This window comes from Shewanella sp. MF05956, assembly GCF_059758055.1.
Genome location: NZ_JCAYNV010000002.1, coordinates 267,250 through 288,247 on the forward strand (window position 1 = coordinate 267,250; position 20,998 = coordinate 288,247).

Below are 20,998 nucleotides of genomic sequence, written 5' to 3' on the forward strand. Positions count from 1 at the left end.
CCGATTAACGATGACAGTAACCATTACAGCTAATAAACACCAATACAACCCGAAGATACCATTACAATCTGTAGATTGTATCTGCAAGATTAATCACTCCCCTTTCATTATTAGTGTAGTCATGAATGGGTGATTTTTTAGTGATCGAAATCAAAAAACATACCGAAAACTTGCGTTGGTTCAAAAACACGCCTAATATCAGACCGACTAATCAGTCGGTTTATTTTTAAACATATTGGCCATTCACAAAGGGCAATACTATCATGTTGAAACAGGCATGTTGAAACAGGCATGATTAACCGACAACCTACTTCAGCCGGAGAATAATAATGAACATGGCAGTTGATCAAACAGTAAACTCACTCGCGCAATTACTCGACACTCAACGAAGCCGTTATTTGTCGCAACCGGCACCCAGTTATCAGTCACGCGTCAATAAGCTCACTCAATTAAAACTCGCATTGCTTGATAACCAACAAAAAATAATCGATGCCCTTAATCAAGATTATGGTCACCGCTCAGCTAACGACACCGTCATTTCAGATATTTTACCTTGCATTAATAATATCAATTACACCATAAAGCATCTCAAATCGTGGATGAAACCGAGTCGTCGTCATGCGGGTATGTTATTGTCACCGTCTAGGGTTTCAGTGCAATATCAGCCATTGGGCGTAATAGGCATTATCGTGCCGTGGAACTTCCCCATCATGCTATCAATGGGCCCATTGGTCACAGCCATTGCGGCTGGCAATGGTGCCATGCTGAAAATGTCAGAATTCACTCCTGCCACTAATGCGGTTTTACGACAATTATTGGCCACTATTTTTGAAACGTCAGAGGTCGCTATTGTTGAAGGCGAAGCTGAAGTTGCAGCCGAATTTTCATCGCTGCCTTTTGATCATATTTTGTTTACCGGCTCTACTGTAGTGGGGCGTCATGTTATGCGCGCTGCGGCCAATAATTTAACCCCCGTCACCTTAGAGTTAGGCGGCAAGTCACCGGCAATCATTGCCCCAGATATGCCAATGGAAACCGCCGTTGAACGGCTCATTTTTGGTAAATGTTTAAATGCAGGGCAAATCTGTGTGGCGCCTGATTATGTGCTCTGCCCAGCCGAAAAAGTTGATGAGTTTATAGCAGCGTACCGTGCACGATTCAGCAAAATGTATCCAAACTTTGTCAACAATGACGATTACGGCAACATAATTAACGATCGCCAATATCAACGTTTAATGAAAGTGCTCGATGATGCAAAAAGCAAAGGTGCCAACGTCACGTCAGCAACCGATGACCCTGTATCAAGTAGTTCACGAAAGTTAGCAACGCAGCTCATCACTCAAACCACCGACGACATGCTGCTTATGCAAGATGAAATATTTGGGCCATTGTTACCCATTATTAGCTATCACAATATTTCCGAAGCCATCAGTTATGTTAACCGGGGTGATAGACCGCTTGCGCTTTACCTGATGAGTTTTGATAACCAAACTCAGCAAACTATTTTGCAGCAAACCCATTCTGGTGGTGTTTGTATTAATGACACAGTGTTTCATGTCGCAGCAGATGATGCTCCGTTTGGTGGCATTGGTCCATCAGGTATGGGGCACTACCACGGTAAAGAAGGGTTCTTAACGTTTAGCCACGCAAAAACGGTATTAAACAGTGGTAAAATTAACACTGGTATTTTTGTACATCCACCTTATGGTGGCTTTATTCAACGCCTATTGATGAAATTCTTCTTACGTTAATCATGCTCAAGCCCAGTAAATGTATTGCAACACTTGTTGGGCTCAAACCACTTAATTGACAGGTATTATTGACCTAATGAATAGTGCACCCGTTACCATTACACAAAAGAAACAAGCCATTTTAGATTCGGCGCTGTCACTGTTTGTCGATAAAGGCTTTAATGCCACATCAACCGCATCAATTGCTAAAGCAGCAGGGGTTGCTACGGGTACACTATTTCATCATTTTCCGGCAAAAAATGACATAATGAACCAACTTTTCCTGTCGATTAAACAGGAGTTTGCTAACAATATGGTGAGTAATATTGCGCTTTGTGGCGACATTGAAAAAGACGCCAATAACCTGTGGCAAAAAGCCATTGACTGGGCCATAGCACAACCCCTTAAACAATTGTTCTTTTTACAATATTCAATGTCAGCCGATATTGATGCCGCAGTAAGAAAGCAAGCGATGACCAGTATTTTAGGTTTTGTGGTTGATTTGATTGAGCAAGGTAAACAACAAGGGATTATTGCGGATTTTCCGAGTGAATTATTACTCGAAAATTGTCATGGTCAGTACTTAGCTGCTATTCGTTTTTTTACCGACAACCCACATCTAGGAGATGACAAAATACATCGCAGCGCCAGCTTCAAGTTATTCTGGCATGCCATGAAAGCCCAGTAAGCCCAGTAAGCCCAGTAAGCCCACAGTTTAAGACTGAGTAATTTAAAACTAAGTAACTAAAAGCTAATAACATAAAACTAATAACATAAAGCTGAGCCGCTTAGCTAATTATCTAAACCAAAGTCATCTAAACTAAAACCCGCTAAATCGACATCATCGCTTACTGAATCGTTGTTATTGTCAAAATCGAATTGCGCAGTGTGGGCAGCTTGTTGATTAAGCACTTCTTGTTGCTTGGCTTTATGCAGAGCATATTGACGGCGACGTTTTCGCTGCAAGCACAAACGAATCACATCTTGTTTTTGTAACTCACTAAACGTCATCCAGTTAAAACGCTCATCACGGCTTCGAAGACAACCCACACAATAACCGCGACTGTCAGACTGACATACGCCGATACAAGGGCTGGGGACCGCAAAAAAACTTAACTGTTCCATCATCAGTGAAATTAACTCCAGTACATAAAATGAAGACTCTTTCAGATTATCGATTACTATACGATATAGTCGATAAATTAATCGATACATTCATCGTGACATTCATTGCAAGAAGTATAGGTAACGGATCTACACAGCTACAATCTTCGTATATTAAGGTTATACTAATTGAGTTAATTTTGTACATTATTGCTGTTTAATAGGAGGTCTCATGAAAACATTTTGGCGTTCTGGTCAATTTTTTAGTCGTTACATAGGATGGCGCAAGCCTGTCATCATCTTAAGTTCGTTGCTATTAGTGGCCTCGTGCACAACTAAACCAAAGCAAGATTATGATGTAAATTATGACTTTTCTGCACTCAATAGCTTTAGTCAACTTACCATTGAGCAAACGGATGACCCATTAACCGCAGACAGAATTAACGCGGATATTAAGCAAACATTATTGAATCAAGGTTATGTTTATCAAGCAGACAATGCTGACTTTATTGTCAATTACGCTTTTGTCACTCAAGACAAAGAAAAAAACTCAGGCCTGTCTATTGGCTTAGGTTCCGGCACTTGGGGTTCTAGTGGTGGTATTGGTTTAGGCACGAGTATTGGCATTCCACTTGGCAGTGACACCGCAAAAACACAAATAATACAAATTGATATTGTCGATCCTAAAGATAAGCGTTTAATTTGGCGTGGTAATGGCCAATATCATTTTGATCAAGGCGGCGAAGAAAAAGCCCAGGGAATTAACCAAACCGTTATCGCAATTTTGGCGCAATTCCCACCGCAAAAATGATAACTCATGGCCATTGTGTAGTGAAAAATATCCAATGGCCGGCTTAGTTATCAAGTCGATGAAAAAATCTATTTAGCAATTAGCAACGCCGCGGTAAACTAGTGGTCAATTTACTTTATTGATTTGTTGAAATGACCACCGAAACATATAACCAAGCATTACTGACTTTAGCCCTGGCAGGCATCGATGCCATAAACACTTCTGCATCGCAGCATAAATCGCCAAGAACGCCAGCACAAGAAAGCCACTTTTTATGCAATTGGATGGTTGAGTCATTAAAAACTAAACGTTTTTCTAAACTAGTCGCAGACGATCTCACAACATGGATCCGTCAAGCACGCAGCCAAGGTGCTGGAGCCCAGCTTAAACGACTGCTGACTTGTATTGCCGATCAGTATCAACAAGCCAATAATAGCGCTATCGCTACAGGAGCTGGGCTTAAAAATCTGCTCGCTGAATTAACGGCACAAAAGTGGGTGATCATTACCGACACCGATATAGACGCTAAACTTAAGCTAGACAGCGTTGGGCAATCGAGCTTAATCATCTCTGCTAAAGAATTTAATCAGCACATTATCGATGACAACATCGTTAAATCTATTTCCATGTACATCCGCGGTGATGAAAGTCTAGTGGCGCGTTTAGCACTCACTCAAGGCATTTTATTAAGCCAAGGCAATAAGAAAACTACACTGATTAAACATCACAAGACCTACACCTTACGGCCTAAAAATCTGCATCCAAGTTTATGCTTATTGTGTCTTGATCAATATTAGCAAAAGCAAACCCGGCAGCGTATTGTGGGTACACGTGTAATGTGAGGAGGTACCATGAAAAGAAGCGTTATTGCGGTGACTTGCTTTGTACTCCTTTTTCTATCTACGCTAGCGTTTGCCGATACTGCGCTCAAATATAACGTTAATGGTTCCAGTAATTGGGTGCCTTATTACATCCCCGACTCACCTGAAAGCCCTGGTATTTTAGGTGAGTTAGTGCCCCTTTTGCTCACCCATGCCAACATCAAAATTGAAAAACACAACTTTCCACCAAGACGAACCAACTATGCGTTAGACAGTGGTTGGCTTGACTTTGATTTTGTTAGCCCGAGTTGGTTTCCTCATGACGATTTAGGCGAGGAATTTGTTCAATCGTCAGCCATTATCGCCATTGAAGAGCACATCATTACCCTAGCCTCTAACGCTAAAGATTGGCAAAGTAACGACAGCCTAAAAGGTCAAGAAATTGGTACAGTAGGTGGCTACTTATACCATGATGACACAGAGTTCACCCGGGTGGATTTCAACTCAGAACGAGAACTCATCAAAGCACTTTATAAAGACCGAGTTAAAGCGGCAATATCGGGTGACTTGCCCGCATTATATTGGGCCAAACAGCTCAACAGTCCTATCACGCTTGCCGCGCTCCATTCAAAAGGGCATATAGTGATGCGACTTCGAAAAGAACATGCGGCATTATTACCGAGAATCAATGCAGCTATTATTGAGTTGCAGTCTAACGGTACGATTACGCGCATTATCAACAAATACACCCAGCAAGCAGTATTTGAGCACATTGAGCAATAGTCTAAGCGTAAAAGGCTTAAAACGGGTTTACGCTATAACCTTCGTGAGCCAATACAGCATGAGCCGTTAATGCCGACAGCGCCATATCCACTCCAGGTAATAAGTCATCAGGCGTAATGCCATAATAAGCTGCGGTTTGGCCGCACACATAAAACCTAACGCCTTGTTTAACTAATTGCGCAATCAAGTCTGCATTAGCATTACTCTTACCCGTATTAAGCATTTTATAAAATCGCTCTTGAGTCATATCGCTCGCAGCTTGCCCATGAACGACCATCGCCAGTGAAATGTCTTCTCGTTTCACTCCGGCTGCAACGTGCATATTAATAAAACGGGCTAAGGTATCTATGCTGCGATTAAGTTCACCCGCTTTTGCTGCTTGGCCTAAATCAAACGCCACTTTAAACTTCATGCCTTTGGGGATCACTAAACTGCTATTGACCTCTGCAACCTTGCCATAATCTTTAATCACGGTGCCGGGTTTAAATGCTTCAATGCCAGCATTAGCCGTAAAAGAAAAACATGCAAAAACGGCAATTAACGCGGAAAACACCGCGGGTGTGATCGTTAAAGGTAAATTAATTTTCATTATAGTGATGTTCCTTATGATACCGAGTCTCGCAGCTTAATTAGCCACTCATTAACAATGTGGATGCCACTTTAACACAGTTTAACGCATGGAATTTAGCGCATTTCTGAGTATAATCGCCTCTAAAATAAGCCAAAACTGATTAATATGCCAATACGCCCGATTTGCCTCACTGACTGGTCAAGCATTATGGCCATACAAGCTCAATGTTATGTCGAGCTCACTCCTGAATCGTTAAGTGTGATGCAAAGTAAATGGCTGGCATCGCCTTCAACCTGTGTGGTCTTCGAGCAAACTCAACAAGTATTAGCCTATGCTTTAGTGCATCCTTGGAATCGTGGCGATGCACCGTCGTTAGACAGTGAGATATCATCGCAACATTCAACCAGTTGGTATTTACATGACATGGCCATTGCACCGAGTGCGCAAGGTTTAGGGGTTGGCAAACAACTTTTAACGCATGTACTTAATCAAGCTAGCGCGTTAAATATCGACGGCATTGGGCTCGTTGCGGTGCAAGGTGCACACACGTATTGGCTGCAACAAGGCTTTAAGCCACACGCAACATCGCCAAAACTCACTCAATCGCTTAGCAGCTATCCTGCTGGAGCCTGTTATTTATATTTAACGTTAACTTAAATGTAACCAATGGCCTCTTGATAAAGGTTAATAGCAATTTTATTGATAATTTATGGCAAGTTTTTGCGAACCTATTGGTTATAGCCTGTTGAACGTGGGACAATTAGCCATTATGTAAGAGCCTGCAGTTACACCCACTAGACTCTTACAACGTGGAACCTCATGCCTTAATAGCCATCTTATGGCAGGACAATCATCCTAGGTACCATATTATTTATGATTTACATTAATTTCAGGAGTTCGTCATGGCGCGCCAAGTGATTTACATTTTTAAAGGTCAAACAAAAACGATTCCATTTAGCTACGACATACACCACGACCTTTATGAAGCGGCTGCTGAGGCTGAAGGAATTGATTTAAAAAAGTTTCTCTCCATGGAAAAGCAGATTGCATTGACCTCAAAAAAAGGCGCTAAAGCAGAAAAAGAATTCCGCAAAAGCGAATTCGCTCGTTTTGGCTTTACCAGCATTAAGTTTGTGCGTGAAGATGATGAAATCTAACCTCAATTGAGTCGTAAGGAATATCAATGTTAAACACAGAACATGCCAATTTCCCTCGAGCCAGTTTTGTTCGCAGAGTCGGGGCGATAATTTATGATTCTTTACTCGCTGTTGCAGTTTATATGTTTGCCGGTGCGATTGGTTTTGCTGTCTTCTTTGGCTTACAAAGCAGCGGCATGATTTCACTCAATGGTTTTGAGCACACTTCAGATCTACTCAATAACACGCCGCTTTATCATGGACTTTATCAGCTGTGGTTAGCACTGTGTGTGGTGAGCTTTTACGCTATTTTTTGGAGCCGTGGAGGTCAAACGTTAGGCATGAGAGCCTGGCGTTTAAAAGTCCAACATCCTAACGGGCAAAACCTGAGCTTTATTACTGCTTGTGCTCGCGTAGTGTGGTCTTTATTAGGTGTGGGTAACTTATGGATTTTAATCAATGCCGATAAACTGGCTTTGCAAGACATGATGACCCGTTCAGAAGTGGTGTTATTGTCGGTTGAGGCCAATCAAATGCGTAATTGGCACGGCGCATAATATCGCTAAATAATGACATAATTTGATGGAATTAGTTGATGGTAACAGTTAGTGATTTTAGTTAATTCCTAAGTAATAAAAATGGCAACCTACTGGTTGCCATTTTTGTTTATCGCGTTAGCAAAACATTTATTTTCGGATGTAATATAAGGCAAAGCCGGTAAATAACACACTGGGCGCGACGGCCCCAATAAATGCCGGTATCTCGTAAACAATGCTCATGGGACCAAATATTTGGTTACTAATATAAAAACTAAAGCCAGCCACAACACCCAATAACACTCGAGCGCCCATCGTTACGGTACGCAATGGACCAAACACAAACGATAACGCCACGAGCATCATCACTGCCACCGTCACAGGCTGCATAATCTTGCGCCATAACGCTAAATCATATCGACTTGAGTCTTGCTGGTTAACCTCTAAATAGTCTAGATAATCGAGAAGCCCTCGAATGGATAACGACTCAGGCTTAACAGACACGACACTCAATTTATCTGGTGTCAGTGATGAGCGCCAAATATCGCTGTCTACATAATCTCGAACCACTTTATCATCTTGTATTGAAGTGTGATTAACGCCAATGAGCTTCCAAACATCCCCCTTAAACATGGCTTGCTCAGCGTGAGTAACGCCCGTCAATTCAAGCTTATCGTTAAAGCGATATAAGCTAACATTATTAAGGGAATCGACATTGATCACTTCACCGATATTAACGAACATATCGCCATCTTTAGCCCAAACACCGCGATGAGATTTAATTAAACTGCCACCTGAGGTTTTAACCGCTTGCAATTCTTTAGCACTTTTCTCCGCAATGGGAGCGCCCCACTCTCCTAGCGCCATCACCATAATCATCAGTGGAATAGCAGTCTTCATCGCCGATTGAGTAATTTGTAAACGCGACATGCCAGAAGCTTGCATGACCACAAGCTCAGAATTAGACGCCAACATCCCCATGCCGATTAACGCGCCAAGGAGTACCGCCATTGGGAAAAACATTTCAATGTCTCGTGGCACTAAAAACAATACGTAGATACCCGCATCGATTAACGTATAGCTACCGCGCCCGACAACGCGTAACTGATCTACCCACTTAATAATGCCCGACAAGCCAGTTAGAACAAGTAAACACAAAGCCGACGTGCTGACAATCATACGGGCAATATAAAGGTCTAAAATTCTCATGCTGTCACCTGCTTACGTTTAAATAAGCCTAGCAACTTTTTACCTGACGGCCGCTCTTTAACTAATAACAGTAACCCTAATATCAAAGCGCAACCATGGATCCACCACATGCCTAAATACTGTGGTACCACTTCATCTTGCAAGGCTTTACGGCCCGCTACCATCAATCCAAAATAGCCTAAATACAATAAAATAGCCGGGAACATTTTGGCAAACTTACCTTGACGAACGTTCACTCGAGCTAAAGGTACGGCAATTAATGTCATTAATGGAATAGCGATAGGAATTGCCAAACGCCATTGAAACTCAGCTGAGGCTTCAGGTCCTGGGGTTGCCAATAATTCGTCAACAGGCAGTGCTGACAATTTACGACGACGCTCATCCACTTCCTGCTCTTTGATTTCCATTTTATAACCACCAAACTCAATGGTCTGTAAGTCAAGAGAATTGGGACTACCTTGGTAACGTACTCCGTTTTCAAGTTGCAGTTGTTGGCTGCCAATATCGTCTTCTATCACTCGGCCTTGCTGAGCAACAACAATGTTGGTTAAGCCATCTTCATCTTCAGGATCGGGTAACTGCGCCACAAAGACGTTATCAAGAGTGTTATCTTTGTTAATACGCTCAACAAACAACACCGCCCGCCCGTTAGGACTGGCTTGGAAGCGCCCTTGAGTCAAGGCTGCAAGACCGGCCTCCGACTGAGCTTTCTCTAATACCTGGTTTTGACGTTCTTCTGCCCACGGACCGACATAAATCGACAAATAAGCAGTAAAAATCAAATTGCCAAGCGCAACCAGTAACGTGACGCGGGTGACATACCACTCACTAACACCTACGCCGTGCAATACCACCATTTCATTTTCGGCATACATACGCCCATGAGCCAATAAAATGGCTAAAAAGAAACTCAGCGGCAAGACTAAAACGGTTAATTGAGGCAAGTTAAGCCCCAGCAATGTCATGACTAATGATGCAGGAAATTCGCCGTCTGAAGCGTCAGCTAACACGCGCACAAATTGCTGGCTAATAAAAATAGTTAACAGTACCAAAAGTACCGCAAATTGTGCTTTTAAAACTTCACCAATCAGGTATCTAAATACAATCACAAGTAGGATCCGGTGGTTAAACTTATCTTTTTACTGGTATCAGAGCAACTTTCATGTAAACTGTCTACTTTCAGCAGTTTTGCTAGTTTTCTGACCAGCGCGGAAGGTGCTTTCGGGTCATCATTAACCTCTATTTTGGCAGTCAATTTCCGCCTTTTTTTAGTTAATAATCCCAAACAGTTAACACCTTTTCGTTGATTATATGCCAGATGGCCTAATGCAAACATTATCTAATAAATATAAAAATTTGTCTTTAAGAATCTAGGAGTGCTCATGGAGTTTAGCGTAAAGAGCGGCAGCCCCGAAAAGCAACGTTCGGCTTGTATCGTTGTTGGTGTCTACGAACCTCGCCGTTTATCTGGTATCGCAGAGCAATTGGATAAAATCAGTGAAGGTTACATTAGTAATCTACTTCGCCGTGGCGACCTTGAAGGTAAGCCTGGTCAAATGTTGCTATTGCATCACGTACCCAACGTATTAAGTGAACGTGTATTATTGGTTGGTTGTGGTAAAGAGCGTGAGCTAGACGAGCGCCAATACAAACAAATCATCACAAAAACCATCAGCACGTTAAACGAAACAGGCTCTATGGAAGCAGTATGCTTCTTAACTGAGTTGCATGTCAAAGGCCGCGACACCTATTGGAAAGTTCGCCAAGCCGTTGAAACAACTCAAAACAGCTTATATTCATTTGATGCATTAAAAACCCGTAAGGGTGAAACTCGTCGTCCACTGCGTAAAATGGTATTTAATGTGCCTACTCGCCGTGAACTCACCATTGGTGAGCGCGCGATTGAGCACGGAGCCGCGGTGTCAGCAGGTATGCATTTATGCCGCGACGTGGCCAACATGCCACCGAATATCTGCAACCCAGCTTATTTAGCATCTCAAGCTCGTCAAATGGCTGAAGTGCACGAAAACCTAAAAGTGACGACCATTGGCGAAGAGCAAATGGCCAAGTTAGGTATGCATTCATACCTTGCTGTAGGTCGTGCTAGCGCAAACGAGTCAATTATGACCGTGATGGAATATCAAGGCGCAGTAAACAGCACAGAAAAACCAATTGTACTTGTGGGTAAAGGATTAACCTTTGACTCAGGCGGCATTTCATTAAAACCAGGCGAAGCCATGGACGAAATGAAATACGACATGGGTGGCGCTGCGGGTGTAATTGGCGCAATGAAAGCGCTATGTGAAATGAAGTTGCCTATCAATGTTATTGGTATTTTAGCTGGCTGTGAGAACATGCCTGCGGGTAACGCATATCGCCCAGGTGACATTTTAACAACCATGTCAGGTCAAACGGTTGAAGTGCTTAACACTGATGCTGAAGGTCGTTTAGTGTTATGTGATGTATTAACTTACGTTGAACGCTTCGATCCTGAGCTTGTCATTGATACGGCAACCTTAACCGGTGCATGTGTGATTGCATTAGGTAAACATGCTTCAGGCTTGTTTAGCTCACACAACCCATTAGCACATGAATTGCTTAATGCTGGTGAGCAAAGCGGTGACCGTGCATGGCGCATGCCGTTATGGGATGAATACCAAGACATGCTAGACAGCCCGTTTGCTGACATGACTAACTTAGGTGGCCGTCCTGCGGGCTCAATCACTGCGGCGTGTTTCTTGTCTCGCTTTGCTAAAAAGTACAACTGGGCGCATTTAGACGTAGCCGGTACAGCTTGGAATAGCGGCGCAAACAAAGGTTCAACCGGTCGTCCGGTGCCGATTTTAAGCCAGTTCTTAATTAATCGTGCTGGTGTTGAAATTAGCGAATAAGCTTTGGCTTAACGCATAAAAAAGGGTAAAGCGCAGGCTTTACCCTTTTTTGTTACTGTTTTATTGGAATGGTAGATGATCATCACCTCGGGCCGCATGGTTTTAAGATTAGAGAGCTTAAGTTTAGAGCCGTTGAATATAGTCACTTTGAATATAGTCACTTTGAATTTAGTTTTATTAAGCGTAGTGCTATTGAGCGAAGTGCTATTGAGTAAAGCGTTATTGAGTGAAGTGCCATTGAGTTGGCAACCAAAATTAGACGACTTAAATCAGCCCTCAAATTAGGCCAGCCATTGACGATGTAACTGCTCGCCATCACCGAGATAATCTAATACCCAGGCCAATGCGGGTGACATTTGTTCATCATTCCATGCAAGACAACATGGGCTCGGTTGCTTAATTCGACTCAGTACCTTGCTCACTAACCTACCCGACTCAATTAACGGCTGTGCTAAATGAGCAGGCATATAGCCAACACCAAGCCCTTCGACAAAACAATTAATCGCACTGTGCCAATCGGGCACAACCAAGCGGCGTTGGCCATTTAACAACCAATCGGTTCGTTTAGGAATTTCACGTGACGTATCTTCCAAGCAAATAGACGGAAACACTTTAAGTTCATCATCAATCAAAGGCCGCACAATATCGGCTAACGGATGCCCCGCACTGACAACAAACAACCAATCAATGTCGCCCATATAAGTAAACTTATAAGCCCCGCCAACCGGATTGGCGGTAGTAGCACCAATCGCAATATCACTACGACCAGTAGCAAGTGCCTCCCATACACCATTAAACACTTCGATACGAATAATTAACTCAACATCTTGAAACTGCCTATAAAAGTCAGCAATTAAGGCATGTACACTGTCGGTTCTCGCGATGTTATCAAGCGCAATTGACAAAGTGGGCTTCCAACCATTCGCCACTCGTTGAGTGTCGCGCTTCATCAGCGCCATATCAGCCAAAAAGACACGAGCTTTGGCTGCAAAATGCTTACCGGCAGGGGTTAACGTAACACTGCGATGATGGCGAATAAATAGCTCAACACCTAATTCCGTTTCAATTTGTTTAATTGAATAACTAATAGCAGATGGCACTTTATGTAATTTTTTTGCCGCCGCAGTAAAGCTGCCTGTTTGGGCAACAACATCAATTAATTCGAAAGTTTGCTGTGAAAGCATATTGATTTAACTCATTAAAAATGGATATTTATCTAAAATCAACAAACATAAAAATACATCCTAAATAAATCCCTCAATCTAATCCATCAATATTTTTGATGGCAGTGGTCAAAAATAAACGTTTCCTGCTAATTTAGTAACCCATTAAGCTACTGTTTTTTATTCATACCAACAGAACTAAAGATGTCAGAATTTAGCAGCAACAATATAATTACTAACACTAAACCAACAAAATTAATGTTTTATTTTTTCCTTTTTTATTTAGCTTTGCTGAGTATGTTAGGGTTTATTGCAACAGATATGTATCTACCTTCGTTCAAATCTATTGAAGGGACATTTAATGCCACCACCTCAGAAGTGGCTATTTCGCTAACCAGCTTTTTAGCTGGGCTTGCAATCGGTCAGTTACTGTATGGTCCGTTAGTCCATAAAATAGGCAAACGAAACGCCCTACTGGTCGGCTTAGGTTTATTTATGCTGGCAAGTGCATTGATTGCAACCAGTGACAACATCATGACAATGAACATTGCGCGCTTTTTTCAAGCGATTGGAGCGTGTAGCGCCGCGGTAATTTGGCAGGCGATTGTGATTGAACAATACCCAGCAGATAAAGCGCAAAACATATTTTCTAATATCATGCCGTTAGTTGCACTTTCTCCTGCGCTAGCCCCTATTGTGGGTGCATTTATACTAAACAGTTTTGGTTGGCGGGCTGTGTTTATCTGTTTGTGTATCATCGCCGTTATGCTGATTACCATGACCTGTATTTTTGTCCCTAAAGAATCCAAACTTATTCAGGCCAATAAAACACATATTGGCTATCTGCAACTACTCAGCAATACTCGCTACTTGGGTAATGTATTAATATTTGGCGCGTGCTCAGGGGCTTTTTTTGCTTACTTAACCTTATGGCCAGCGGTAATGGAACAATATGGTTATGCCGCAACAGAAATTGGTTTAAGTTTTGTTCCACAAACAATCATGTTTATCGTTGGTGGCTACTCCAGTAAAATACTCATCAAAAAGCTGGGTACCCAAACCACATTAACTTGCTTATTGATTTTCTTTGGTTATTGCGTTGCAGCCATTTTTGTCTCAAGCGTATTAATCAACACCGACACCATTTGGCCGTTATTAATTGCATTTTCACTACTTGCTGGCAGTAATGGTGCAATTTATCCCATCGTCGTTAACAATGCGCTGCAAGAGTTTAAACACAACGCGTCAAAAGCCGCTGGATTACAGAATTTTATTCAAATTTCGATTGCCTTCGGCGCATCAAGCTTAGTCGTGCTTTGGGCTGACTTAGGTGACAACGCGATTGGATGGGGTATTTTAGTTTGTTCAATATTAGTCGCAGTGGGATACATCATTAAACGTCATGATTCTTGGAAACAAATCAAGCAGCACTTTGTGTTCCCCGATCCGGCAAGACTGAGTCAAACCTCAAGCAAAGAGGTGCCTAAATAACGCATCAATAAACGCAATAATGATGAGGTTATAGTTTGTTTTATAACCTCATTACATGGTAGATTAAATATCGAACAATATCATCGAACAATACCATCGAACAACATCGCTAAAAACGACGTTATATACTGACTCAACAATCAGAAGGAATTGATTGAATGGCACGGCATGCTCAACACTCTAGTCCCCTACAATCGGCCATTAATTGATGAAATACTCTCAATTAAGCCTCTGTACTATATTAATATGTGCGTTTGTGACCTTGATGCCTTTAAACAAGCTAGCAGCACAATCGCTCTACGACACCCAATTTATTACCCACCCACTACGGCCTTTTAGTTACCAAGATAACGGAGTGCTAAGTGGATTTTCTGTCGACATAATTCAGGCGATGATACAAAACACCAATGTGAGTGCTAAAACAGATATTGAAATGTACCCTTTTAATAGGGCTTTTCAGTTGTTAAAGTCACAACCTAATACTGCATTATTTGCTATCGCAAAAAGACCTGAGCGTGAACAAAGCATGAAGTGGGTCGGGCCTATCATTACTAGCGGCGTATATTTTTATAAAAAGCGAAGTTCGCAATTGTCTGTTGCCCACTTAGCAGATCTCAAGCGAGTACAAAATATTGGCGTGGTGCTTGATAATGCCGACCACACTTACTTAAGCGCCCAAGGATTTACCAATCTCAGCACCGACAATGCTCAATTACAATCCCTAAAGATGCTCAGCTACGGCCGTGTAGACGCTGCACCAATGAGCGAATTAGTGATGCCTTTTTTAGCAAAAGCGGCAAATATCGATATTGATACCATAGAACGTACACCAGTTAAGCTATACGACTCAACCTTGTACATTGCTTTTTCAAACGACACAAGTGACGAGGTAGTGGCACTCTGGCAACAGGCATTTGATGAACTAAAAACATCAGGGCAGTATCAAGCAATTTATGACCGATACTTTACCCAAAAGATCAGTATTGCTCAGCACTAAAAACCCAAACTCCCAAAACTCAACATCTTAAATCCAGCGCCATTGGCCATTGTGCTAAACACGTTAACCAAGGGCGCGGTTATACCATTCCGCGTTAGTAAATGATCTCTCAGCGAGAATGTAAAAGGGCTTAAACAAGGCGTATGGCTGAATGAATAGTTGTTCTCTTTCGAAGTCATGCAACGCAGTGTAAGCCCTTTTAAAACTCGCCTGAAAGGAATGCCCCTGCCGCTTTTGCTCTGCGTTCTCGCTATTTGAAAGGGAACAACCATTACTACATAGCGACGCCTTAATCAAAAACCGCTGGAAGCATTCTGAGTGGGCACTTATTAATGCGCAATGGTATTAATTATCGACTCATTTTATCCGCTAAAAATACCGCTACCGACAATGTCGATTTGAAAAATCTAAGCGAAAAAATAGCCAGCAACTAAACAATTGTTAACTTGTTACACATACGTAACAAGCCTATTATCTCGTTTGCAAACATGATAAGTCCATAATCTATAAAACAAACTCGCAGAAAGGGATCTTCAGGTGAAAGCGCTAAAAGTCATCATCATTACAATCGTTAGTGCATTGGCCCTTTATGGGTTAGTGGCAATTTTATTGGGCTGGCTACTCAGCTCCATGTGCGGTAACACCGTTTACACCGAATCACTTTCATTAGATAAAATGTACAAGGCTGTTATCTTTGAACGAAGCTGCGCCGGTGCTTCTGACTACTCAACTCAAATATCAATCATCAAAGCAGATGAGCAACTGTGCGACAATTGCGCTGGTGATGTGCTCGTTGCTAATGGCCATCCTAACGACAATAAACTCAGCTTAATCTGGTTAGGGCAACAAGATTCTGACGATCAACATCTGCAAATTCATGTTCCTGCTGACATTACAATTGAGACTCAAGAAACCAGCTGGTCCTCTTGGTTTGATAGTATCGATATTTCCTACCCTGTATTTGACCAATATCCATTAGCTTGCGAACACAACCCGCAAGCTAAAGCATGTCAATTCATCACAAATGATCAAAAACTGATTGATGTATTAATTCAATTTAAAGACTTTAAAAACCATAAAGCACTCGCCGTTTCAGTGAGTGATAGTGGTCATATTCGCTATGGCTACGGTTTTGGTTATGATTCAATGTTAAAAGCGCAACGCAGAGCATTAAAAGAGTGCACCAAAGGCACAAGCCCTACTCATGCAAAATGTGAATTAATTCGCTAGGGGCACGCAGTGCTATTTGAGCGTCACCAACACAAAATACATCTCATAGATAATCACAAAATAGCGGTCAGTTACGACCGCTTTACTACCCGGTTCAGCTTATCCATTAATCAACAACAAGTTTATACCCGGCTACTACTGCTAGGTCCATGGCGTAAACAGCAGCTAATGATTAATGATATTTCTTACTCTTTAACCTGAACTCGGGATAAGGGATGAACTTATACTATTTAAAATCAACACGTTACCCATCCTCTCTTTCAAGCTTGTCATTTGTTCTGCTAACAAGGCGAATTGACGCGTCAATAGCTAGCCTATTGTAAGTCGATTCAACGCAGTTAGCAGGGCAAAGGACTGTTTGAAAGGCATTTATTATCCCGAGCTCAGGTTATTTAACTATTAGATGGTTCGTATTGTGGCGTTCAAGCTTAACGCCACAGCAATCATCTCCTCAACGTCCATCCATCAAGGAGCTATTACCTCAGCGGCGTAGAAAGTCCATTATGATCGCGCTCTATGTCGGATTAATCAGCACGATTAAACTGACGATCATGACATTGAGCTATGCTAATGTCATATAAATAGCAAAACCACAGCCATTAACCCGCAAGCGATTTTAGTGTAAACTCGTGGTCAACTTATAAACCGGTAAAAAGCTGCACAACATGACTCAAGCCTTGTTTTACCTTATGCCTGATAATCATAATCAAATGAGTGCATTAGATGCGCTTTATTTGGCTGCCTGCCGGTTAGCAGAACAACACTATCGCCAACAAAAAACCGTCTATATTCACTGCAAAGACAAGCAACAAGCTTATGCAATTGACGAGTTACTGTGGCAATTTGAGCCTAACGCCTTTGTACCGCACAATTTAAAAGGCGAAGGCCCAATAACAGGTGCGCCGGTTGAAATTGGTTTTGACACCTTAGGGCCAAATAAAAGTCGCCAAGTTCTGATTAATCTTGCAGACCACATGCCCACTTTTGCGGTAAACTTGCCCCATATTATCGATTTTGTCGCTAATGACGATGAGCTTAAGCGCATTGCCCGCAATCGCTACCGTCAATATCAAAGTGCAGGCATTACACCTAGCACTCAAGCATTAGCAGAATAAACACTTAATTTAGATAGAGAACATAACGCTCCTATGGAAAAAACATACAACCCAAAGTCTATCGAACAAGCCCTTTACCAAAACTGGGAAGAGCAAGGTTACTTCAAGCCGCATGGCAATGAATCACAAGGCAACTACTGCATCATGATCCCGCCACCGAACGTAACCGGTAGCTTGCACATGGGTCATGCATTCCAAGACACTATCATGGATACCCTTACCCGCTATCAACGCATGAAGGGTAAAAATACCCTTTGGCAAGTGGGTACCGACCATGCAGGTATTGCGACTCAAATGTTAGTTGAGCGTAAGCTTGAAGCTGAAGAAGGCAAAACACGCCATGATTTAGGCCGTGATGCGTTTATCAACAAAGTATGGGATTGGAAAGCCGAATCAGGCGGAACCATCACTAAGCAGCTTCGTCGTATGGGCGCCTCTGTTGATTGGGATCGCGAACGTTTTACCATGGACGAAGGCCTATCAAAAGCCGTTCAAGAAGTGTTTGTGCGTCTTTATGATGACGAATTGATTTATCGCGGTAAGCGCCTAGTTAACTGGGATCCAAAGCTACACACCGCCATTTCCGATCTTGAAGTTGAAAACAAAGAGAAGCAAGGCCACATGTGGCACTTCCGCTATCCTTTGGCACAAGGCGCACTCACGGCCGACGGTAAAGACTACCTCGAGGTTGCCACCACTCGCCCTGAAACCATGTTAGGTGACAGCGCAGTTGCAGTGCACCCAGATGACGAACGTTATCAATCACTCATTGGCAAATTCATTTTATTGCCTATCGTTAACCGTTTAGTACCGATTGTTGCCGACGATTATGTCGACATGGAATTTGGCACCGGCTGCGTAAAAATTACTCCAGCACATGACTTTAATGACTATGAAGTCGGTAAACGTCATGCATTGCCTATGTACAATATCTTCACCTTAGATGCATCAGTACGCAGCTTTGTTGAAGTGATTAACACTGATGGCACACCAAACAAAGCAATTGAAATCGCCTTACCAGAACGTTATGTCGGCCTAGACCGTTTTAAAGCACGTGACGCGATTGTCGCTGAATTTGAGACATTAGGCTTACTTGAAAAAGTGGCTCCACACGGCTTAAAAGTGCCTCATGGCGACCGCTCAGGCGTGGTGATTGAGCCATTACTGACAGACCAATGGTACGTTGCGGTAGAGTCTATGGCTAAAACAGCCATCGAAGCAGTTGAAACCGGTGAAATCAAATTTGTGCCACAACAATACGAAAACATGTATTTTTCGTGGATGCGCGACATCAACGACTGGTGTATTTCACGTCAGCTATGGTGGGGACACCGTATTCCAGCCTGGTACGACGAAAACGGTAAAGTGTACGTTGGTCGTAACGAAGCAGAAGTGCGCGCCAAACATAAGCTTGCCGACTCAGCCGTGCTGCGCCAGGACGATGACGTACTTGATACCTGGTTCAGTTCAGCGTTATGGACATTCTCAACACTAGGCTGGCCAGACAATTTAGAAGACTTAAAAACCTTCCACCCAACCGACGTGTTGGTCACAGGTTTTGACATTATCTTCTTCTGGGTTGCCCGTATGATCATGATGACCATGCATTTCATTAAAGATGAAAACGGCAAGCCACAAGTGCCTTTTAAAACCGTTTACGTGACCGGTCTTATCCGTGACGAAGTCGGTAATAAGATGTCAAAGTCTAAAGGTAACGTACTTGACCCATTAGACATGATTGACGGTATTGAACTAGAAACGCTAGTTGAAAAACGTACCGGCAACATGATGCAGCCTCAGTTGGCCGCTAAAATTGAAAAAAGCACTCGTAAAGAATTTGCCGACGGCATTGAAGCTCACGGCACAGACGCATTGCGCTTTACTTTAGCTGCAATGGCATCAACCGGTCGTGACATTAACTGGGACATGAAGCGCCTAGACGGTTACCGCAGTTTTTGTAACAAGTTATGGAACGCATCACGCTACGTGTTGATGAACACCGAAACTCAAACCAACCCAGACAGCGACGAAGCCGGTACACCACTTGATTGCGGCCAAATCTTAGTTGACGGCAAACTAGGTGAAATGGAACTGTCATTAGCCGACCGTTGGATTATTGGTTTATTTAATCAAACCGTAAAAACCTTCGACGACTATATGGCTGCATACCGTTTTGACTTAGCGGCTAACACCTTATACGAGTTCACCTGGAACCAATTCTGTGACTGGTATTTAGAGTTAACCAAACCCGTAATGCAAAATGGCAGCGAAGCGCAAATGCGCGGCACTCGCCATACCTTGGTGACCGTGCTTGAAAAAATGCAGCGTTTAATGCACCCAATCATGCCGTACATTACCGAAACCATTTGGCAGCGCGTTAAGCCACTTGCTGGCGTGACTGGCGACACCTTGATGTTAGCCACCTTCCCAACATATCAAGCTGACCATGTTGATGAGACGGCAATGGCCGATTTAGAATGGGTTAAGCAAGTCATTGTTGCGGTACGTAATATTCGTGCAGAGCTCAACATTGCGCCTTCTAAGCCACTAAATGCATTAGTGCGCGGTGTGAGTTATCAAGACAGGATCCGCCTTGAAGCTAATCAAACATTCTTTGCCAGCTTAGCGAAACTCGAAACCATCACCATTCTTGAAGAAGGTGAAACAGCGCCAATGTCGACCACGCAGCTAGTGGGCAATATGGAGCTGTTGATCCCAATGGCGGGTTTAATCGATGTTGCTGCTGAAATGGCGCGTATCGACAAGCAGTTAGAAAAGCTGGCGCAAGAAATTGCGCGCATTGAAGGCAAATTGTCTAATGAAGGCTTTGTCGCTAAAGCCCCTGCTGCAGTGATTGATAAAGAACGCGCAAAAATGACCGACTTAACACGCGATATTGAAAAGTTAAACGAGCAAAAAATTGAACTGGCTAAAATAGAAGCCTAATCAATTAATTACATTGATACAAAAAACCAGCGATACGTCGCTGGTTTTTTATTTTACATTTATATAAAACTTTAATATCTCATTTTGCGTTTTTGCTGTATAAGCTTGCGCCAATATCATCATTCTATTTAATGGGTCAAAACCATGTCTGATAAGTACTTTTTCAAAGGGCGTAGAACCCCAAAGCCAGCGTATGGCGAAAGTGGTTATAACACCAAACGTGCCAGTAAACCGGGTACAGAGATTTCACCGTTAATCTTATCGGTGCAAACTGAAGCGCGTAAAGTTGAAGTTGCAGCTTTGGTTGCCGAACAAAAGCTGATTGCCAACATTACCGTTGATGCAGATAAAGCTGAAAACATCATTGAGTTAACGGGATTACTGAACAAGCCGAAAGCAGTCAGCTTTGAAGCTAAACCTAACCGTAATGATGTATGCACTTGCGGCAGTGGCAAAAAATACAAAAAGTGTTGTGGAGCCTAAAG

General features: G+C 42.6%; 20 protein-coding genes. 15 read left to right on the plus strand and 5 right to left on the minus strand.

Going from position 1 to position 20,998, the window contains the following annotated elements; translation table 11 throughout:
- Window positions 1–329 precede the first annotated feature (329 nt).
- Window positions 330–1,751, plus strand: coding sequence for a coniferyl aldehyde dehydrogenase (locus tag AC19MX_RS03075; RefSeq protein WP_432399076.1), 1,422 nt, complete (start codon window positions 330–332; stop codon window positions 1,749–1,751).
- A gap of 76 nt (window positions 1,752–1,827) precedes the next feature.
- A complete protein-coding gene (locus tag AC19MX_RS03080; RefSeq protein ID WP_432399077.1) occupies window positions 1,828–2,418 on the plus strand; it encodes a TetR/AcrR family transcriptional regulator in 591 nt (196 codons plus the stop codon).
- Between the two features lie 104 nt (window positions 2,419–2,522).
- Here the strand turns inward: AC19MX_RS03080 and AC19MX_RS03085 are convergent, their stop codons facing one another.
- Window positions 2,523–2,855, minus strand: a complete 333-nt coding sequence (locus tag AC19MX_RS03085; RefSeq protein WP_432399211.1) for a DUF1289 domain-containing protein — start codon at window positions 2,853–2,855, stop codon at window positions 2,523–2,525.
- A 253-nt stretch (window positions 2,856–3,108) separates the two neighbouring features.
- On the opposite strand from AC19MX_RS03085, the gene AC19MX_RS03090 reads away from it, so the two are divergent.
- From AC19MX_RS03090 to AC19MX_RS03100, 3 genes are all read left to right on the plus strand, one after another.
- Complete coding sequence (locus tag AC19MX_RS03090; protein ID WP_432399212.1) at window positions 3,109–3,645, plus strand: DUF4136 domain-containing protein; 537 nt, start codon at window positions 3,109–3,111, stop codon at window positions 3,643–3,645.
- Window positions 3,646–3,776: 131 nt separating this feature from the next.
- Window positions 3,777–4,421 carry a DUF2913 family protein gene (locus AC19MX_RS03095; protein ID WP_432399078.1) on the plus strand — a complete coding sequence of 215 codons (645 nt, stop codon included), beginning with the start codon at window positions 3,777–3,779 and terminating at the stop codon, window positions 4,419–4,421.
- A gap of 54 nt (window positions 4,422–4,475) precedes the next feature.
- Window positions 4,476–5,228: a substrate-binding periplasmic protein gene (locus tag AC19MX_RS03100; protein WP_432399079.1), complete on the plus strand. Its 753-nt coding sequence runs from the start codon at window positions 4,476–4,478 to the stop codon at window positions 5,226–5,228.
- A gap of 16 nt (window positions 5,229–5,244) precedes the next feature.
- On the opposite strand, the gene AC19MX_RS03105 is transcribed toward AC19MX_RS03100, so the two are convergent.
- Window positions 5,245–5,817, minus strand: coding sequence for a DsrE family protein (locus tag AC19MX_RS03105; RefSeq protein ID WP_432399080.1), 573 nt, complete (start codon window positions 5,815–5,817; stop codon window positions 5,245–5,247).
- Between the two features lie 189 nt (window positions 5,818–6,006).
- Here AC19MX_RS03105 and AC19MX_RS03110 point away from each other — a divergent pair, with 189 nt between their 5' ends.
- The 3 genes from AC19MX_RS03110 to AC19MX_RS03120 all read left to right on the plus strand — a co-directional run bounded on the left by AC19MX_RS03110 (window position 6,007) and on the right by AC19MX_RS03120 (window position 7,492).
- Window positions 6,007–6,456, plus strand: a complete 450-nt coding sequence (locus AC19MX_RS03110) for a GNAT family N-acetyltransferase (RefSeq protein WP_432399081.1) — start codon at window positions 6,007–6,009, stop codon at window positions 6,454–6,456.
- A 245-nt stretch (window positions 6,457–6,701) separates the two neighbouring features.
- The gene (locus AC19MX_RS03115) at window positions 6,702–6,956 is read left to right on the plus strand and encodes a DUF2960 domain-containing protein (protein WP_432399082.1); all 255 of its coding nucleotides are present in this window, start codon (window positions 6,702–6,704) and stop codon (window positions 6,954–6,956) included.
- Window positions 6,957–6,982: 26 nt separating this feature from the next.
- Window positions 6,983–7,492: an RDD family protein gene (locus AC19MX_RS03120; protein WP_432399083.1), complete on the plus strand. Its 510-nt coding sequence runs from the start codon at window positions 6,983–6,985 to the stop codon at window positions 7,490–7,492.
- A gap of 129 nt (window positions 7,493–7,621) precedes the next feature.
- Here AC19MX_RS03120 and lptG read toward each other — a convergent pair whose 3' ends face one another.
- Both lptG and lptF read right to left on the minus strand, forming a co-directional pair.
- The gene (gene lptG, locus AC19MX_RS03125) at window positions 7,622–8,680 is read right to left on the minus strand and encodes an LPS export ABC transporter permease LptG (protein ID WP_432399084.1); all 1,059 of its coding nucleotides are present in this window, start codon (window positions 8,678–8,680) and stop codon (window positions 7,622–7,624) included.
- Window positions 8,677–9,789 (minus strand): LPS export ABC transporter permease LptF, encoded by a 1,113-nt coding sequence (gene lptF, locus AC19MX_RS03130; protein WP_432399085.1) that lies wholly within the window; start codon window positions 9,787–9,789, stop codon window positions 8,677–8,679. Before lptF ends, lptG begins: the two co-directional genes overlap by 4 nt.
- 273 nt (window positions 9,790–10,062) lie before the next feature.
- Here lptF and pepA point away from each other — a divergent pair, with 273 nt between their 5' ends.
- Window positions 10,063–11,571, plus strand: a complete 1,509-nt coding sequence (gene pepA / locus AC19MX_RS03135; protein ID WP_432399086.1) for a leucyl aminopeptidase — start codon at window positions 10,063–10,065, stop codon at window positions 11,569–11,571.
- Between the two features lie 281 nt (window positions 11,572–11,852).
- Here the strand turns inward: pepA and punR are convergent, their stop codons facing one another.
- On the minus strand, window positions 11,853–12,755 hold the full coding sequence (gene punR, locus AC19MX_RS03140; RefSeq protein WP_432399087.1) for a DNA-binding transcriptional activator PunR: 903 nt from the start codon (window positions 12,753–12,755) through the stop codon (window positions 11,853–11,855).
- A 183-nt stretch (window positions 12,756–12,938) separates the two neighbouring features.
- Here punR and punC point away from each other — a divergent pair, with 183 nt between their 5' ends.
- From punC to AC19MX_RS03170, 6 genes are all read left to right on the plus strand, one after another.
- Window positions 12,939–14,225, plus strand: coding sequence for a purine nucleoside transporter PunC (punC, locus tag AC19MX_RS03145; protein WP_432399088.1), 1,287 nt, complete (start codon window positions 12,939–12,941; stop codon window positions 14,223–14,225).
- A gap of 265 nt (window positions 14,226–14,490) precedes the next feature.
- Window positions 14,491–15,222 carry a substrate-binding periplasmic protein gene (locus tag AC19MX_RS03150; protein ID WP_432399089.1) on the plus strand — a complete coding sequence of 244 codons (732 nt, stop codon included), beginning with the start codon at window positions 14,491–14,493 and terminating at the stop codon, window positions 15,220–15,222.
- A 537-nt stretch (window positions 15,223–15,759) separates the two neighbouring features.
- The gene (locus AC19MX_RS03155) at window positions 15,760–16,452 is read left to right on the plus strand and encodes a hypothetical protein (protein WP_432399090.1); all 693 of its coding nucleotides are present in this window, start codon (window positions 15,760–15,762) and stop codon (window positions 16,450–16,452) included.
- Between the two features lie 665 nt (window positions 16,453–17,117).
- On the plus strand, window positions 17,118–17,567 hold the full coding sequence (locus tag AC19MX_RS03160) for a DNA polymerase III subunit chi (RefSeq protein ID WP_432399091.1): 450 nt from the start codon (window positions 17,118–17,120) through the stop codon (window positions 17,565–17,567).
- A 33-nt stretch (window positions 17,568–17,600) separates the two neighbouring features.
- On the plus strand, window positions 17,601–20,513 hold the full coding sequence (locus AC19MX_RS03165; protein WP_432399092.1) for a valine--tRNA ligase: 2,913 nt from the start codon (window positions 17,601–17,603) through the stop codon (window positions 20,511–20,513).
- A 144-nt stretch (window positions 20,514–20,657) separates the two neighbouring features.
- Window positions 20,658–20,996 (plus strand): PBPRA1643 family SWIM/SEC-C metal-binding motif protein, encoded by a 339-nt coding sequence (locus AC19MX_RS03170; RefSeq protein WP_432399093.1) that lies wholly within the window; start codon window positions 20,658–20,660, stop codon window positions 20,994–20,996.
- Window positions 20,997–20,998: the final 2 nt, after the last annotated feature.